This window comes from Asticcacaulis sp. DW145, from assembly GCF_037101385.1.
GTDB classification, from domain to species: domain Bacteria; phylum Pseudomonadota; class Alphaproteobacteria; order Caulobacterales; family Caulobacteraceae; genus Asticcacaulis; species Asticcacaulis currens.
Window position 1 is genome coordinate 1,177,876 of the sequence record NZ_AP029025.1, and the last position, 15,210, is coordinate 1,193,085.

The following is a 15,210-nucleotide window of genomic DNA, read 5'->3' on the forward strand; positions in this document are numbered from 1 at the left end:
GGTCGGGCCTATCTTGGGCGCATGAATATGCATTCCAAGCCGCCCCTTCCCGATCAGGCCATCCTCCATTACGGAGACGGTGAATACGCCGTCATGCGTCCGGGCAAGTTCGTGATCTGCGCCGTGTCGGGCAAGCAGATCCCGCTGGAGGCCCTGCGCTACTGGAATCCCCGCACGCAGGAGGCCTATGCCGGGCCGGAAGAGGCCACGGCCCGATGGAAAGCCCTGAACGGACGTTAAAGCGCATCCCGAAAAGTGGGACGCACTTTTCGGACTCAGATGCGCGACAAGCCACAATGAAGCGCAGGCACATTCTGGGCGGCGGGCTTGCCTTGGGCCTTGCGGGCCTTATCGCGCCCGGTCTTGTCAGAGCCGATCCACGCCCCTACGGCTCGGTGTGGGCGCGGACCTTAAAAGGCGGCGCCTATAATCTGACCGGCAAGTTTGTGCAGAGCGGCTTTGCCACTGGCCGGGCCGAACCGCGTCAGGAGGTCATTCTTGACGGCACGGCGCGCGGCCTGACCTCCGAACAGGGTGATTTCGTTATCGGCTTCGACCGCGACGCCCCGCCCATGGCGCGGCTGGCCATCGGGTCGGGACCGGCCATGGACTTTGAAATCCTGCGCACCCCCTACGACATTCAACGCATCGACGGCCTGCCCCCCGATCAGGTCAGTCCCTCGGACCCGGCGCTTCTGGAGCGCATCGCCAGGGAGCGCGACCTCAAAAACATCGGCTTCGCCAGCCGGGAAGATGCCACCTGGTTCGTGCGGCCCTTTGTCTGGCCGCTGCGTCACTTCGTCAATACAGGACGTTTCGGCAATCAGCGCGTCCTCAATGGCGAGGCCAAGAGCCCGCACTATGGCTTCGACATGGCCGCAGCCGAAGGCACGCCGGTCTATGCGCCCCAAACGGGGCGTGTCACCCTGGCGGAACCCGACCTGCATTTCGAAGGCGGCCTGATTCTGCTCGATCACGGTCAGGGCCTGATCAGCATGTATCTGCACCTGTCCACCCTGACGGTAAAGGCCGGCGACCTTGTGACGCAGGGCCAGATTATCGGTCAGGTGGGGCAGAAGGGACGCGCCACCGGGCCGCATCTGTGCTGGCGCCTGAAATGGCGTGACCGCGCGCTCGACCCTTCGTTGTGGGTGGTATCGCAGGCGTAGCGAAATCGGTTTTATATTACCTTAGATTTCATCATTTATCGCACAATAACACTCTTGTTTTCAATGCCATTTGCGACATTTGGTCGCTTAGCGTCAGGTTCGTGAAAATCCGTTGCGCATTAGGGCTTGATCTCGCCGATCCTTCATCGTAACAGCGCTACTCTTTGTCACAGGTTTGCAAAAACAACGCCATCCTTACGTTACGTCAAGATGAGCGCAGATCCGGACCATGGGGGATATGGCAGATTACGGGGCCCTGAAAATTCTGCTGGTTGAAGACAATCAGCACATGCGTTCGATCGTACTGGCCATCCTCAAGGGGTCGGGCATACGCGACGTGCGCGAAGCGCGCGACGGGGCCGAGGCGTTCGACGTCCTGCGTCAGTTTCCGGCCGATATCGCTCTGGTCGATTTCAACATGTATCCGATCGACGGGGTTGAATTCACGCGGATGCTGCGCACGGCCAGCGATTCCAGCAACCCCTATCTGCCCGTGGTAATGATCACCGGCCATTCCGAGCGTTCGCGCGTGGTTGAGGCGCGCGACGCCGGGGTCAATGAATTCGTGGCCAAACCCCTCACGGCCCGCGCCCTTTTGAGCCGGCTGGACGCCGTGGTCATGCGCCCCCGCCCCTATATCCGCTGCGCCAGCTATTTCGGCCCGGACCGCCGCCGCAAGACCGATCAGCCCTATAACGGCCCCCTGCGCCGCGCCAGTGACGGCCTCCTCGCTTAACCGCTTGTTAGTAAGTATTAACGCCGGCTTGGCTTGCGCCCCAAATCGCCGCATAGTCGCCTCTGGCGCGATTCGGCGCGGTTGTTCGACAGGTACACCCGATGGGAAGACTGACCTCCATACTGCTGATGGGAACCTATCTGTTTCTGTCGCTGGGCGCGGCCATGGCGCTCTATACCGGGGGATCGGATACGGGCGCGTGCATAGCGGCGGCGCTGGCCACACTGGCCGTCTGTTTCGCCATCCACAATTTCGTCAATCAGTACCTGTCAGAACGCCGCCTCTCGAAAGAGATTGATCTGGTGCGCGACGCCCATCGCCTGATGGTCGAAGCCATTGATGTCACGCAGAAAGACATGGTCGAACTGGCCGATCAGATGCAGCACCAGCGCGTCGGACGCACCGACGAACTGACCACCGAAGTGAAGATGCTGGAAAATCTGGTGCTCAAGCTGGGCGAAAGCATCGAGGAGCGTCTCGCCGACTGGCAGGCCGTGCCCGGCCCGGCTCAGGCGCCGCAGCCCGCGCCCCTGTCGCGTCAGGAACAGCAGGCCATAGCCCTGATCGAGACCGTGCGTCAGGCCCTGATCGAAAACCGCGTGGACCTCTATCTGCAACCCGTCGTCTCCCTGCCGCAGCGCAAGACCATCTATTATGAGAGCTTCTCGCGCCTGCGCGACGCCACCGGCCGCGTGCTAATGCCCGCCGAATATCTGTCGGTGGCTGAACCCGAAGGTCTGGTGCCCTCCATCGACAACCTGCTGCTGTTCCGCTGCGTGCAGATCGTGCGCCGCCTGGCCAAGCAGGACCGTCGCATCGGCATTTTCTGCAATATTTCGCTGACCTCGCTGCGCGATGAGGTCTTCTTCCCGCAGTTCCTTGAATTTCTCAACGAAAACCGCGATCTGGCCGATTCGGTGATCTTTGAGCTGGGTCAGGACGCCTATGCGGCGCGCGGGGCCATGGAAGCCCGTCACATGGCGCGACTGGCCGATATGGGCTTCAAATTCTCGCTGGACAAGATCACCTCCATCGACCTTGACCTGACCGACCTGCAACGTTCGGACGTGCGTTATGTGAAGATCGGCGCCAATCTACTGCTCGATCAACTGATGAATATCGACGGCAAGCCGGCCTTGCGCTTCCTCAAGGATATCCACGCGGGCGACTACGCCAACCTGCTGGCGCGCTATGGCATCGACGTCATCGCCGAAAAGGTCGAGAACGAGCGTCAGGTGGTGGACATACTCGAAATCGAGGTCGCCTTCGCCCAGGGCCACCTGTTCGGCGAACCGCGCGCCATCAAGGAGCAGGTGCTACTGGAAACCGCTCCCCCGGCGGGCTTCATCAAATCGACCCTGCCTCCGCAACGCCGCCGGGCTTAAGGTTTTTAACCACGGATAGACACGGATATGAGCGGCAATGCCGCTCATTGACACGGATGTTATAGCGCAGAGGGGGGGCTATGACGAAGCTTCATTTTGAAGACGAGGTCTATCGTATCAGCGGCGCGGCCTTCGAAGTCCACAACACCTTAGGCATTGGGTTTCTCGAAGCCGTTTATCAGGAATGTCTGGTGCACGAGTTTCGCGTAAACGATATTCCGTTTGTAGCTCAGAAAGCCCTAACTCTCAGCTACAAGGGAGCGGTGCTGACGCAAACCTATCAGGCAGACTTCGTCTGCTTTGAGAGTATCATTGTTGAAATTAAGGCCTGCCCGTCCATCGTACCGGCCCACCGCGCTCAACTCCTGAACTATCTCAAAGCGACGGGCCTCAGTCTGGGCCTGATCATTAATTTTGGCACCCATCCCAAGGCCCAGATCGAACGCTTCGCGCTTTAATTCCGCTCCGTGCGTTCGCCCAACAACTTTTACCCTGCTAATTACCCCATCCTCGAATCATCCGTGTCACGTGCGGCACCGCCGCACATATCTGTGTGCATCCGTGGTGAATCTTTCCCTTTGGTGACAGGCTCTATCAACGTCACTTCATGGCGCCCAATGTCGCCCGGCCAGCCCTTTCAGCCGTGACCACTCCTCAATCGCGGCAACCAGCCGGTCCCCGGCCTCTTCCAACACCCAGTGCGAGACGCCGGGCAGGCATTGTAGAGTAAAATCAGGCACATACGCCTCATTGCCCTCGGTCAGGGCCGCATCCAGGAACGGATCGGCCATCCCCCACACCATCAGGGTCGGCACGCTGAGCGGGGCCTTGGTGCGCGGCGTCACCAGACGGGTCACATTGGCGCGGTAATAGTTGATCATCGCCGTGGCGGCCCCCGGACGCATGATATTCTCGGCATAGGCCTCAAGTGCCGCCTGACCGAAGGCCGGCGACTGACGCCGCAGCAGCGCCGCCAGCCCGCGACCCTTACGCCGCCGCACCTGCCATTCGGGCAGCCACGGCAGCATGAAGAACAGCACATAGAGCGAGCGCAGCCTCTGCCGCAGACCGCTGTACAGCAAGCGTTCAAACACCGCAGGATGCGGGGCATTGGCCACCACCAGCCCGGATACGCGCTCCGGATAGTCGATGGCCGTGCGCCACGCCACCACCCCGCCCCAGTCGTGCCCGACCAGCACGGGCCGCGTGGCGCCTGCCGCTTCGGCAATGGCAAGCACATCCTCGCTCAGTCGCTCGATACGGTAATCGCTCTGGCGTCCGGGCCGCTCACTGTCGCCATAGCCGCGCAGGTCCGGGGCGAGAACCCGCCACCCCATGGCCGCCAGCGGGGCCATCAGCGGATGCCAGGCGATGCGGCTCTGCGGAAAGCCGTGCAGAAGCAAAAGCACGCGATCGCCTTCCCCGGCCTCATCGACCGCAAAGCTCAGTCCATTGGACGTCAGACGATAGCTGCGCATGGGCTCGCCTCCCTGCCCTGTCATAGCGCAGTTCGGGCGGCAGCGATATGCCCGGCAAGCCCGCAAAAGGCCAGACCGTATAAAGTATGGACGTGCGCCGAACCTGTGGTAGGCTGTTACGGGTTACGTACCACAGGGGGACATCATGAAAACTGTGTTGGCACGCGCGGGACTGGCGATGGTTTTGGCTTTTTCGCTGGGGATGCCCGCAATGGCACAGACCCCGGCCTTTGATCCGACCACCTGGAAGCCTCCGGTCGCCGGCCCGAAGACGCAGGTTCTGGTGCTGGGCAGTATCCATCTCAGCAATCTGGATAAATTCGATCCGGCCTCGATGAGCGCGCTCCTCGACAAGCTGGCGGCCTATAAGCCGACGGTCATCACCATCGAAGCCCTGTCCGGGATGCAGTGCGATCAGTTACGGCGCTACCCGACGATTTACCCCGGCGTCGCCGATCAGTATTGCCGCCCTACCGACGCGGCGCAAAAGGCCACGGGCCTTGATGTACTCACCGCCTATGCGCAGGCCGAGGCCATGCTGGCCTCATGGCCCGCCAACCCCACCCCTGCGGCGCGGCGGCGTCTGGCGGCCACGCTTCTGGCCGCCAATGAACGGGCGTCGGCGCTGGTACAGTGGCTGAGATTGCCTGCGGCAGAACGGCGCGTCGGCGACGGCCTCGACGCGGCCCTGCTCAAACTGCTGACCGACATTGCGGCCGCGCCCAATGAAAACTATCAGATCGCTGCGGTTCTGGCGGCCCGAAGCGGACTTGAGCGCGTCTATTCGGTGGATGACCACACCTCGGACGCGGTTCAGAGCGAAGATCCGGCCTTCGAAGCGGCCATCACCCGCATCTGGTCGAGTCCGAAGGACCCCGCCCCGCCCGCCCCGGCAGCCGACGCCAATGCGGCGACCGGCATGTTGAACCTGTTCCGCTATTACAACAGCCCGCCGATGCAGATGTACGCCATCACATCCGATTTCGGAAAGGCAGCGGCGGACAAGACCCCGGACTACTGGGGCCGTCAGTATGTCGGCTGGTGGGAGGTGCGTAACCTGCGCATGGTGGCCAATATCCGCGCCGCCTTCGTCAGGACACCGGGGGCCCGCGTGCTCAGCGTCGTCGGCGCCTCGCACAAGCCCTATTTCGACGCCTATCTGAACCAGATGCACGAGGTCGAACTGGTGGACACGGCCAGCGTCCTGAAATGACGCTCTAAGCGCCGCGGCGCCTGACCTGCCTTTAGATCGAAAAACCGGATTCCCCTTTCCGGGCGCTTGTTCTATGAAGGCCTCTCTCAACGAAAGGCCCGCCATGAACGCCCCGCATCTGCTGACCCATCTGTCCGATATCGCCGCTGACTATGACGCGGTTTTCTGTGACATCTGGGGCGTCATCCATAATGGCAAGCGGCATTTTCCGGAGGCCTATGATGCCCTGCGCCGCTTCAAGGCCGAGCGCGGGCCCGTTGTGCTGATTTCCAACTCGCCGCGCCCGCAGGACGGGCTGAAGGCGCAACTGGCCGATCTGGGCGTCCATGACGATGCCTTTTCTGCCATTGTGTCGTCGGGCGATGCCACGCGCACCTTCCTGAAAGACTATGCCCCAAAGGGCTCGGCCTGGATCATCGGGCCGGAGCGCGACGCGCCCCTTTATGACGGGCTGGGGGTCGATCTGAGCGGCACGCCGGAAACAGCCGCCTTCATCTCCTGCACGGGCCTGTTTGACGATGAGAACGACACGCTGGAGCAGTACCACCCCGACCTGAAAGCCGCCGCCCGGCGCGGCATCCCCATGATCTGCGCCAATCCTGACCGCATCGTGCAGCGCGGCGATCAGATCATCTACTGCGCCGGGACTCTGGCCGACATCTATATGGCCTTTGGCGGCGAAGTGATCATGGCGGGCAAGCCCTATGCCCCCATCTACGACCTCTGCTATCAGGCCCTGAAGGCGGTGGCCGGGCGTGAGGTGGATAAATCGCGCATCCTTGCCATCGGCGATGGATTGCCGACCGATGTGCTGGGGGCCAATGGTCAGGGGTTGGACCTCGTCTTTATCGCGGCGGGTATCCATGCGCTTGAAGCCACCAATGCCGAGGGTCAGCTCGATGCGCAACTGCTGGTGAAGGTGCTGGAAAGCGAAAAGGCCAGCGCCCGTTACGTCTCCCCCGCCCTGACATGGTGAAGACAAGTTCTGGTAGCGCAACCACAGTAATGTTTTATCAACAGGTCGCCTCCAAAATAAGGAAGTCATAAACGTACCTGGGGTGGCGCCGTGTCGCGAACCGTCCTGATCATCGAAGACAGCGCCACTCAGGCGCGTATCATTGCCCGCATGTTTGCGCAGCAGGGTTGCGAAGTGGTCACGGCCAGTTCGCTGGCCGAAGCGCGGGCGCAACTGGACGTGTCCCGCTTCTACCTGATCCTGGCCGACATCTTCCTCGGTGAAGACAATGTGCTGGACCACATGGCGGAACTGCGCGAACGCGCACACGGCACGCCTATCGGCATCATGTCCGCCGGTCAGCGCAACGATCCGGTGATGATCCGCACCATGCTCAACAAGGCGCGCCGCGAACAGGCCGATTACCTGCTGCCCAAACCGTTCAGCTATGTCGATGTGAAGCAGATCTGCACCTCGATCGACAGCCGCGACCAGACCGACCTGTCGCAGCAACTGGCGGCGCTCAGGGCTTGATCTATCCTAAGCGCCTGAACGAGGCTCTTTTAGGAAACACCCAGCGCAATACAGGTATCAATCCACCAGCAAGGATGATCAGCCCTGCTGAGATTTGCCGCGCCTCAGCGCATGGTAGTTTCAGGGCGTGCCATACTACCATATTGGCCAGAGTGAATATCGCGGCAAGCAAAATAATCAGCCACCTTGGCCGTTCTGTAAGGCCGAGCCAAAAGAAAAGCCAGAGAGTCGCGAAGACAACGACGAAACCCAGTATGTTAAGAACTATCACCAAAGGCTACCTCTAGCGTTTGCTCTTTATCACAGCAAAACCACTTCCGGATAGGGGCGGAAGGGGTTTAGGCGCATTCCGAAACGCAGTTCGGCGAAGCCAAAAGTGCGTAGCGGTTTTCGGAATAAAATGCGCGACAAGAAAACAGTCAGGGCGGAATGACGGTCTGTCATTCCGCCCTGACGGGCCACCATCACGAAGGCCTGCGGGACAGGCCGTTGACCGGCCTTGTCCATTATGGGGAGTGATCGGGAGCCCGCCGGATCAGTCGAACAGGGCGTCGATATCGTCCTGAGAATTGGTCTTTTTGAGGTCTTCCGGCGACATGTCGAACAGGGCGTCGATGTCGTCCTGAGACTGAGGCTCATTGCTGGCCGCAGGGGCCGGCGTATCGAACAGGGCGTCGATATCATCCTGAGAATTGCCGGCGTCCGGGGTGGGGTCCGGGGCGGCAACCGGTGCAGGGGCCGCCTTGGCGACCGGCTCCGGCTTGGGCTCAGGCTGTGGTTCCGGTTTGGGTTCGGCTTTGGGCGCTTCAACCTTCGGGGCCTGCACCTTCAGTTCCGGGGCCGTCACAGGCGCTTCATCGAACATGGCGTCGATGGCGTCCTGACGGGTTTCCGGACCGCCAATAGCGGGGCCGTTGAGCAGCAGATCGCGGGCACGCTTTTCACGTTCGGACAGCTCGACATCCTTGTCCTCAACGCCCAGGGTCGCCGCCAGCTTGCCGACGCGCTCCTCGATCTGTTTGAGGACGTTGACGACCTTCGACACGCGCTGACCGGTGATGTCCTGGAACGAGCAGGCTTCGAAAATCTTCATCACCTCGTCGTCCACCGCCGCCTTGTAGGCCTTGGGGTCGGAGACATCCATGCCCATGATCGCCTCAGCGGCGTTCATGATGTTGTGCGTGGCGTTTTCCGTATCGCGGGTAATGGCTTCCAGTTCCGCACCGGCCGTAGGGATACGCTCCTGCGACAGATCGTGCGGCCTCAGCTCCCGGATCTCTTCCTTGGCCTTGGCGATATAGTCGGCGATAACGGCAAACTCTTCGGCGCGGCGTCTGTCGAGCTGCTGGAAGAATTCCCGCATCAGGCTGACAAGGGCCTCGGACTGCTGCATCAAATTGATCAGCTTGGGCTCCATCGCCGCCGCCAGAGCCGCGTCAACGGGCTCCAGAGCGGGAGATTCAGCCTGTTTGGGTGCAACCTGGCCCATTTTAACCTGCATGATAGTCGGTCAATACTTTAGTTCTTCGCGCAACCTTATCGAAAAGTGGCGCCCACTTATCGGATTGCGCTTTAGAATTCGCCAAGAACGGCGGTGATCTTCTGCTTCAGCGTCGCACCGTTGAACGGCTTAACGATGTAGTTGTTCACGCCAGCCTTTTTGGCCGCGATCACGTTCTCGGTCTTGGACTCGGCCGTAACCATGATGAAGGGCGTGCGTTTCAGCGAATCGTCTGAACGCACCTTCAGAAGAAGCTCATAGCCGGTCATGGGCTCCATATTCCAGTCGGAAATGACCAGACCGTAACTGGTCTTCTTCATCTTTTCGAGGGCTTCCGCGCCATCCGACGCTTCCTCGATGTTCTCGAATCCCAGCTGCTTCAGCAGATTGGAAATGATCCGAAGCATGGTCTTGTAATCATCAACCACCAGGATCTGCATGGACATATCGACGGCCATGTGAGTGTGCCCACCTTTGTAATACTCGAACCTGCCTTATGCAGGCCCTTCACATCTGACTGGGCCATAATGGCAGCAAGCGGATAAAATAGAGTTAAAGGGCGCGGCCAAATTTTTTTATATTATTCAATGATATAACTATAGTTAACCATGAAAAACCCGCGTTTTGTGAACCGCGTTTGAAAAAATAATGCCAAATCGGGACAGTTTTACGCACCTCAGAGCGGCGGGATTCTGCACCGCGCGTCTTGGCAAACGCTGCCGCGCGCCCTAAAGCGCAATCCGACAAAGTGGAAACCACTTTTCGGAAAAATTGCGCGACAAATAGGAATCTATAGCGGGATGATGTTTTCATCTAAAATCATCCCGCTATAGATCAGGCCAAAAGCCATGGGAACCCTTGCTGATGACCGATGCCGTCACCGTGTATCTCGAAGACCTGAGCGTGGGTCAGTCGCTGGAGCGCGCCTTCACCGCCACCGATGCGGCTATCCGCGCCTTTGCCGAGGTGTCGGAGGACCACAACCCCGTACACGTCGATGAGGCCTACGCGGCGACCACACCGTTCAAGGGGCGCATCGCCCACGGGGCGCTGTTGAATGCGTGGATTTCGGCGACCATTGCCGGCGGCCTGCCCGGACGCGGCAGCATCTATGTGTCGCAGTCGCTGAGTTTCAAGCGCGCGGTGAAGATCGACGACGTGGTGACCATCACCCTCACCGTCACCGATATTCAGTCCAAGACCGGCGTCGTGACCCTGACTACCGTCGCCAGCGTCGGCGGCAAGACCTATGCCAAGGGCGTGGCCGAGGTCATCGCCCCGCGCAAGCCGGTCTGAGCATGGCGCAAATGGCGACCAAGGCGTTTCTTCTGACGCTCGAACCCGGCGGAGCCCTGCGCGCGCAGGCGCTCAACGCGGCGGCGCAGGGCGTGGCGTGGCCGACCGGTGCCTGTGCGGCGATAGGCAGCTTTGACGGCGTGCACCGCGGCCATCAGCGGGTGATCGAAAACGCCATCGCCGCCGCACACCGTCTGGGGGCCCCCTCCGCCGTCGTCTGTTTCGACCCGCACCCGCAGGCCTTCTTTCTGACGCGCGCCGGAAAGCCCGTCACGCCGTTTCGCCTGATGACTCTCGATCAGCAGGTGCGCGCCTTTTCTGAGCTGGGCGTTGAATACGTCTTTGTGCTGCGCTTTGACGAGACGCTGTCGGCCCTGACGGCGGAGGCGTTTACGCAGAGCATACTGCACGACCACCTCAAACTGAGCCACATCAGTTGCGGCTTCGACTTCCGTTATGGCGCGAAGGGCGGCGGTTCGGCGCAGACGCTCAGCGAGTCAGGGGCGTCGATGGGCTTCACCACCGCCGTCACCCCGTGTCAGACCGATGAGACGGGGCACAAGCTGTCGTCGTCGGCCGTGCGTGAGGCGCTGGAAGCCGGTGACGCGCAACTGGCCGGGCACGTGCTGGGCCGTCCGCAGGCCTTTGCCGGTGTCGTGTCGCGCGGCGATCAGATCGGGCGTCAGATCGGCTTTCCGACGGCCAATATCGAGCTTGGCGACTATCTGCGCCCGCAATACGGGGTCTATGTGACGCGCACGCGGCTCAGCGACGGGCGGGTGCTGGGCAGCGTCACCAATTTCGGCAAGCGCCCGACGGTGGGCGGCCTGTCTGAGCGCTTCGAGACGCATATCTTCGGGCTGGACCACGACATCTACGATCAGGTGATCGAGGTCGAATTGCTGCACTATCTGCGCGGCGAACAGAAATTCCCCTCCTTCGATGCCCTAAAAGCGCAAATCGCCAGAGACGCCGAAACGGCACGGGCGTATTTTCGATAAACCCGTCTGCCGCAGACGGGGAGAAGGGCCAGTGGTCTAAACGTGCCGCACCGGCTGACGCAGGATCGTCTTCAGCTTCTCCGGCACAGTGCGGCGCGGGTCAGACAGATAGATTTCGTGGTGGTGGCCGGTTTCGCTCAGGCCATTGTCGGCAATCCATTGATGCAGGCGCGCGATCAGCGGGCCTTCGTCGTCATAAGACCCCATGTGCAGGGTCTGAACGCTCAAGCCCTCGGCCCAGGTTTCGAGCCGTAAGCGCCCCAGCGCCGAACCGCCTTTACCCTTGCGCCCGGCCCCGACCACGGCGCGGGCGAACATATCCGGCGTGATGGCGTCCGGCTGCGGCACCATGATCCGCCACGACCACAGGTCCTTGTCGCGGTCATAGAAACGCTCGAAACGATCAGCCCACCACAGCCCTTCCATCGGCGGCACGCTGTAGTCGAGGTCACATTCGACCTTGCTCATGAATTTCAGCCCATAGGCCACCGAAAACAGGGCCTGCATGGACGCAGCAAAGCCGTCGCCATTGGGGTCGCCGTGGCCGTCAATCATCAGGAACGGCAGCGGCGGCACGTCGATCAGCACAAACTGACCGGCGGGCGCGGTATAGAGCGACTTGCGCTCGCGTTTCAGATCGACCTTGCGCATGGGCACCTCCTGAGCGGAGGTTACAAGCCGTGCTGACAGTTTTTGTCAGGATTAGATGCGCCCCCAACCCAAAGCCCCTCCTCTAATTTTAGGGGAGGCGCTTTAACAATGGACCCTCACCCACTTTTCTTTCCCTGTCTTTGTTTGGCCCCTCGCCGGGCGGTGGCTTGCGCCACCTTGGCCGCCACCTTTGCGGTTTGAGCGGAATGTCCATTAGAAACCATTCCGCTCTAGGCAATCCCGGCGGCCTCTGATAAACGCTGCCTCCATGTTGACGATACGGGCGCAGCTTCGAATTTGAAGCCCAGCGTAAGCCACCCGCACCGGGTCTTGCGCTGGGAGTACATCGCCACGCCTTATTTGACCGTATCCCCTCCCAGAGATATCAGGATTCATGTCCGAACACCCTTCACGCGATTACCGCGAAACCGTCTTCCTGCCTGAAACCGCCTTCCCGATGCGCGCCGGCCTGCCCAAGGCCGAGCCCGAAATGCTGAAAAAGTGGGAAGAGTCCGACCTGTACCACAGCGTGCGCAAGGCGCGTCAGGCCAAGAACGCCCCCCTGTTCGTGCTGCACGACGGCCCGCCCTACGCCAATGGCAACATCCATATCGGCCATGCGCTGAACAAGATTCTCAAGGACTTCGTGGTGCGCTCGAAGTTCCTGATGGGCTATGACGTCGATTACGTCCCCGGCTGGGACTGCCACGGCCTGCCCATCGAATGGAAGATCGAGGAGCAGTTCAGCGCCAGGGGCCGGAGGAAGGACGAGGTGCCCGCCGCCGAGTTCCGCAAGGCCTGCCGCGAATACGCCGCCGAATGGATCGGCGTGCAGCGCGAAGAGTTCAAGCGTCTGGGCGTCTTAGGCGAATGGGATGAGCGCTACGCCACCATGGACTTCGACACCGAAGCGAAGGTGACGGCGGAGTTCCACAAGTTCCTGATGTCGGGCCAGCTTTATCGGGGCTCAAAACCCGTCATGTGGTCGCCGGTCGAGCGCACGGCTCTGGCCGACGCTGAGGTCGAATACCACCCGCACGTCAGCCCGACCATCTGGGTGAAGTTCCCGGTCCTAAATGGCCCGGTTCCCGGAGATGTGGTGATCTGGACGACAACGCCATGGACTATCCCGGCAAACCGTGCCGTCAGTTTCAACCCAAAGGTCGCCTATAGTTCCTTCAAAGTCGAGGCGATTGAAGAAAATCTTGAGTTCGAACCTTGGGTCTCGGTCGGCGACTGTCTCATCGTCGCGGATAAACTCGTCGAGGATGTTTTCAAGGCGGCCAAGGTAGCACGCTGGTCCAAGGTGGCGTCTGTTGATCCAACTGGGTGGACCTTGCAACATCCGTTGTTCGATGTAGGTGGACCCGGCGGCTATGACTTCGACGTGCCCATGCTGGCGGGCGATCACGTCACGGACGATGCCGGTACGGGCTTCGTGCACACGGCGCCCGGCCACGGCGCGGACGACTATCTGGTGTGGCTCAAGCATGGCTATTCGCTGGATTCCATCCCCGACACCGTGGACCCCGATGGGGCCTACTACCCGCATGTGCCGCTGTTTGCGGGTCTGAAAGTCCTTGAAACCGAGGGCAAGAAGGCCGGCAAGTTCGGCGACGCCAACAAGGTGGTGATGGAAAAGCTGATCGAAGCCGGCAACCTGCTGGCGCGCGGTCGCGTCGATCACTCCTATCCGCATTCGTGGCGCTCTAAAGCCCCGGTCATCTTCCGCAACACGCCCCAGTGGTTTATCCGCATGGACGGTGAGACGAACCTGCGCGCCACGGCGCTGAAGGCCATCTCCGAGACCGCCTTCTACCCCGATCAGGGCCGCAACCGTATCGGCAGCATGGTCGAAACCCGCCCGGACTGGCTGATCAGCCGTCAGCGCAACTGGGGCACGCCACTGGCCATGTACGTCGATAAAAAGACGGGTGAGCCGCTGAAGGACGAGGCGGTCAACGACCGCATCATCAAGCTCATTGCATCTGAGGGCGCAGACGCCTGGTTCACGCGCCCGGACGAGGATTTTCTGGGCAATGGCTACAATCCGGCGGACTATGAGAAGGTTACGGATATTCTGGATGTGTGGTTCGACTCCGGCTCGACCCACGCCTTTACACTGGAAGGCCGCGACAATACCCATAGCCCCGCCGACCTCTATCTCGAAGGCTCGGATCAGCACCGCGGCTGGTTCCAGTCGTCGCTGCTTGAGTCGTGCGGCACACGCGGCCGTGCGCCGTATAAGGCCGTCCTGACCCACGGTTTCGTCCTCGACGAACAGGGCGAGAAGATGTCGAAGTCCAAGGGCAATGTCGTCGCCCCGCAGGACATCGCCAAGGAATCCGGCGTCGAAATTCTGCGCCTGTGGGTCGCCCTGTCCGACTATTCCGACGACCTGCGCATCGGCAAGCAGATCATCCAGACGACCGTGGACGCCTATCGCAAGCTGCGCAATTCGCTGCGCTATCTCTTGGGCGCGCTCAACGGTTATACGGACGCTGAGGCCGTCGATTATCAGGACATGCCGTCGCTGGAACGCTATATCCTGCACCACGTGCATGAGTTGGATGCCAAGGTGCGCGCCGCCTATGACGCCTATGACTTCGCCGGCGTCATCCGTCCGGTGGCCGATTTTGCGTCCCAGACCCTGTCGTCGCTCTATTTCGACATCCGCAAGGACAGCCTCTATTGCGACAAGCCGTCGGACGTAAAGCGCCGCGCCTGCCGCACCGTGCTCAACATCCTGTTTGAGCGCCTGACGGCCTGGCTGTCGCCCATCATGGCCTTCACCACCGAAGAGGCGTGGAGCTATCGCTATCCGGACGCACCGGAAAACCTTTATCGCACCCTGCCTGCCGTGCCCGCCGAATGGCACAATGCCGCCGAAGCGGCGCGCTGGGGCAAGATCGAGGAAGTGCTGTCGGTCGTTACCGCCGCTCTGGAAGAGAAGCGCCGCGACAAGGTGATCGGTTCGGCGCTCGAAGCCGCGCCGACGGTGTTTATCGACTCCGAACCGCTGCTGGCGGCCTTTGACGGCATCGACGCGGCGGAGGTCTTCCGCACGTCTCAGGCCGTGCTGTCGGCCTCAGTCGGCCCGGACGACGCCTTCCGCCTCAACGAGGTGAAGGACGTGTCGGTCGTGGTGCACATCGCGCACGGCAACAAGTGTCAGCGGTCGTGGCGCATCCTGCCCGAAGTGGGCTCGGACCCGCGCTACCCGGATCTCTCTTTGCGCGACGCCGCCGCCGTCGCCGAATGGGACGCCGCTCGTGGGGGCTAGTCGTCCCG

At 61.2% G+C, this 15,210-nt stretch carries 16 protein-coding genes; 11 read left to right on the forward strand and 5 right to left on the reverse strand.

Translation table 11 applies throughout. From position 1 onward, the window contains the following. Positions 1–21: 21 nt before the first annotated feature. The 5 genes from AACH73_RS16625 (at position 22) to AACH73_RS16645 (ending at position 3,748) form a co-directional block, all read left to right on the forward strand. Positions 22–240 (forward strand): DUF2093 domain-containing protein, encoded by a 219-nt coding sequence (locus AACH73_RS16625; protein WP_272741799.1) that lies wholly within the window; start codon positions 22–24, stop codon positions 238–240. Between the two features lie 56 nt (positions 241–296). After that, positions 297–1,169 (forward strand): M23 family metallopeptidase, encoded by an 873-nt coding sequence (locus tag AACH73_RS16630; RefSeq protein WP_272741798.1) that lies wholly within the window; start codon positions 297–299, stop codon positions 1,167–1,169. 238 nt (positions 1,170–1,407) lie between these two features. After that, on the forward strand, positions 1,408–1,905 hold the full coding sequence (locus tag AACH73_RS16635) for a response regulator (protein WP_272741943.1): 498 nt from the start codon (positions 1,408–1,410) through the stop codon (positions 1,903–1,905). Between the two features lie 101 nt (positions 1,906–2,006). After that, complete coding sequence (locus tag AACH73_RS16640; protein ID WP_338735924.1) at positions 2,007–3,290, forward strand: EAL domain-containing protein; 1,284 nt, start codon at positions 2,007–2,009, stop codon at positions 3,288–3,290. A gap of 80 nt (positions 3,291–3,370) precedes the next feature. Next, positions 3,371–3,748, forward strand: a complete 378-nt coding sequence (locus AACH73_RS16645; protein WP_272741796.1) for a GxxExxY protein — start codon at positions 3,371–3,373, stop codon at positions 3,746–3,748. 147 nt (positions 3,749–3,895) lie between these two features. Here AACH73_RS16645 and AACH73_RS16650 read toward each other — a convergent pair whose 3' ends face one another. Then, on the reverse strand, positions 3,896–4,768 hold the full coding sequence (locus AACH73_RS16650) for an alpha/beta fold hydrolase (protein ID WP_272741795.1): 873 nt from the start codon (positions 4,766–4,768) through the stop codon (positions 3,896–3,898). A 145-nt stretch (positions 4,769–4,913) separates the two neighbouring features. On the opposite strand from AACH73_RS16650, the gene AACH73_RS16655 reads away from it, so the two are divergent. From AACH73_RS16655 to AACH73_RS16665, 3 genes are all read left to right on the forward strand, one after another. Beyond that, entirely contained in the window at positions 4,914–5,981 is a 1,068-nt protein-coding gene (locus AACH73_RS16655) for a DUF5694 domain-containing protein (protein ID WP_338735925.1), read from the forward strand. Between the two features lie 103 nt (positions 5,982–6,084). Further along, complete coding sequence (locus AACH73_RS16660) at positions 6,085–6,957, forward strand: TIGR01459 family HAD-type hydrolase (protein WP_272741942.1); 873 nt, start codon at positions 6,085–6,087, stop codon at positions 6,955–6,957. Positions 6,958–7,047: 90 nt separating this feature from the next. Then, positions 7,048–7,470, forward strand: a complete 423-nt coding sequence (locus AACH73_RS16665; protein ID WP_272741793.1) for a response regulator — start codon at positions 7,048–7,050, stop codon at positions 7,468–7,470. A gap of 535 nt (positions 7,471–8,005) precedes the next feature. On the opposite strand, the gene AACH73_RS16670 is transcribed toward AACH73_RS16665, so the two are convergent. From AACH73_RS16670 to AACH73_RS16680, 3 genes are all read right to left on the reverse strand, one after another. Then, positions 8,006–8,959, reverse strand: coding sequence for a protein phosphatase CheZ (locus AACH73_RS16670; RefSeq protein WP_338735926.1), 954 nt, complete (start codon positions 8,957–8,959; stop codon positions 8,006–8,008). Between the two features lie 83 nt (positions 8,960–9,042). Further along, positions 9,043–9,429, reverse strand: a complete 387-nt coding sequence (locus AACH73_RS16675; protein WP_013480940.1) for a response regulator — start codon at positions 9,427–9,429, stop codon at positions 9,043–9,045. Positions 9,430–9,523: 94 nt separating this feature from the next. Next, positions 9,524–9,784 carry a hypothetical protein gene (locus tag AACH73_RS16680; RefSeq protein WP_272741791.1) on the reverse strand — a complete coding sequence of 87 codons (261 nt, stop codon included), beginning with the start codon at positions 9,782–9,784 and terminating at the stop codon, positions 9,524–9,526. Positions 9,785–9,835: 51 nt separating this feature from the next. On the opposite strand from AACH73_RS16680, the gene AACH73_RS16685 reads away from it, so the two are divergent. Both AACH73_RS16685 and ribF read left to right on the forward strand, forming a co-directional pair. Beyond that, the gene (locus AACH73_RS16685) at positions 9,836–10,267 is read left to right on the forward strand and encodes a MaoC family dehydratase (protein ID WP_272741790.1); all 432 of its coding nucleotides are present in this window, start codon (positions 9,836–9,838) and stop codon (positions 10,265–10,267) included. Between the two features lie 2 nt (positions 10,268–10,269). Then, complete coding sequence (ribF, locus tag AACH73_RS16690) at positions 10,270–11,268, forward strand: riboflavin biosynthesis protein RibF (protein ID WP_338735927.1); 999 nt, start codon at positions 10,270–10,272, stop codon at positions 11,266–11,268. Between the two features lie 36 nt (positions 11,269–11,304). Here ribF and AACH73_RS16695 read toward each other — a convergent pair whose 3' ends face one another. Continuing rightward, positions 11,305–11,919 (reverse strand): GyrI-like domain-containing protein, encoded by a 615-nt coding sequence (locus tag AACH73_RS16695; RefSeq protein ID WP_272741789.1) that lies wholly within the window; start codon positions 11,917–11,919, stop codon positions 11,305–11,307. Between the two features lie 394 nt (positions 11,920–12,313). Here AACH73_RS16695 and ileS point away from each other — a divergent pair, with 394 nt between their 5' ends. Continuing rightward, positions 12,314–15,202 carry an isoleucine--tRNA ligase gene (gene ileS / locus AACH73_RS16700; RefSeq protein ID WP_338735928.1) on the forward strand — a complete coding sequence of 963 codons (2,889 nt, stop codon included), beginning with the start codon at positions 12,314–12,316 and terminating at the stop codon, positions 15,200–15,202. The last annotated feature ends 8 nt before the right edge of the window (positions 15,203–15,210 follow it).

Excerpts from the sequence above, each read along its gene's own strand:
- AACH73_RS16660 (WP_272741942.1), top strand. The coding sequence starts at position 6,085 with ATGAACGCCCCGCATCTGCTGACCCATCTGTCCGATATCGCCGCTGAC.
- AACH73_RS16695 (WP_272741789.1), bottom strand. The coding sequence starts at position 11,919 with ATGCGCAAGGTCGATCTGAAACGCGAGCGCAAGTCGCTCTATACCGCG.
- AACH73_RS16625 (WP_272741799.1), top strand. The coding sequence starts at position 22 with ATGAATATGCATTCCAAGCCGCCCCTTCCCGATCAGGCCATCCTCCAT.
- AACH73_RS16645 (WP_272741796.1), top strand. The coding sequence starts at position 3,371 with ATGACGAAGCTTCATTTTGAAGACGAGGTCTATCGTATCAGCGGCGCG.
- ribF (WP_338735927.1), top strand. The coding sequence starts at position 10,270 with ATGGCGCAAATGGCGACCAAGGCGTTTCTTCTGACGCTCGAACCCGGC.
- ileS (WP_338735928.1), top strand. The coding sequence starts at position 12,314 with ATGTCCGAACACCCTTCACGCGATTACCGCGAAACCGTCTTCCTGCCT.
- AACH73_RS16675 (WP_013480940.1), bottom strand. The coding sequence starts at position 9,429 with ATGGCCGTCGATATGTCCATGCAGATCCTGGTGGTTGATGATTACAAG.
- AACH73_RS16635 (WP_272741943.1), top strand. The coding sequence starts at position 1,408 with ATGGCAGATTACGGGGCCCTGAAAATTCTGCTGGTTGAAGACAATCAG.
- AACH73_RS16680 (WP_272741791.1), bottom strand. The coding sequence starts at position 9,784 with ATGAAAACATCATCCCGCTATAGATTCCTATTTGTCGCGCAATTTTTC.
- AACH73_RS16670 (WP_338735926.1), bottom strand. The coding sequence starts at position 8,959 with ATGGGCCAGGTTGCACCCAAACAGGCTGAATCTCCCGCTCTGGAGCCC.
- AACH73_RS16640 (WP_338735924.1), top strand. The coding sequence starts at position 2,007 with ATGGGAAGACTGACCTCCATACTGCTGATGGGAACCTATCTGTTTCTG.
- AACH73_RS16655 (WP_338735925.1), top strand. The coding sequence starts at position 4,914 with ATGAAAACTGTGTTGGCACGCGCGGGACTGGCGATGGTTTTGGCTTTT.
- AACH73_RS16685 (WP_272741790.1), top strand. The coding sequence starts at position 9,836 with ATGACCGATGCCGTCACCGTGTATCTCGAAGACCTGAGCGTGGGTCAG.
- AACH73_RS16650 (WP_272741795.1), bottom strand. The coding sequence starts at position 4,768 with ATGCGCAGCTATCGTCTGACGTCCAATGGACTGAGCTTTGCGGTCGAT.
- AACH73_RS16630 (WP_272741798.1), top strand. The coding sequence starts at position 297 with ATGAAGCGCAGGCACATTCTGGGCGGCGGGCTTGCCTTGGGCCTTGCG.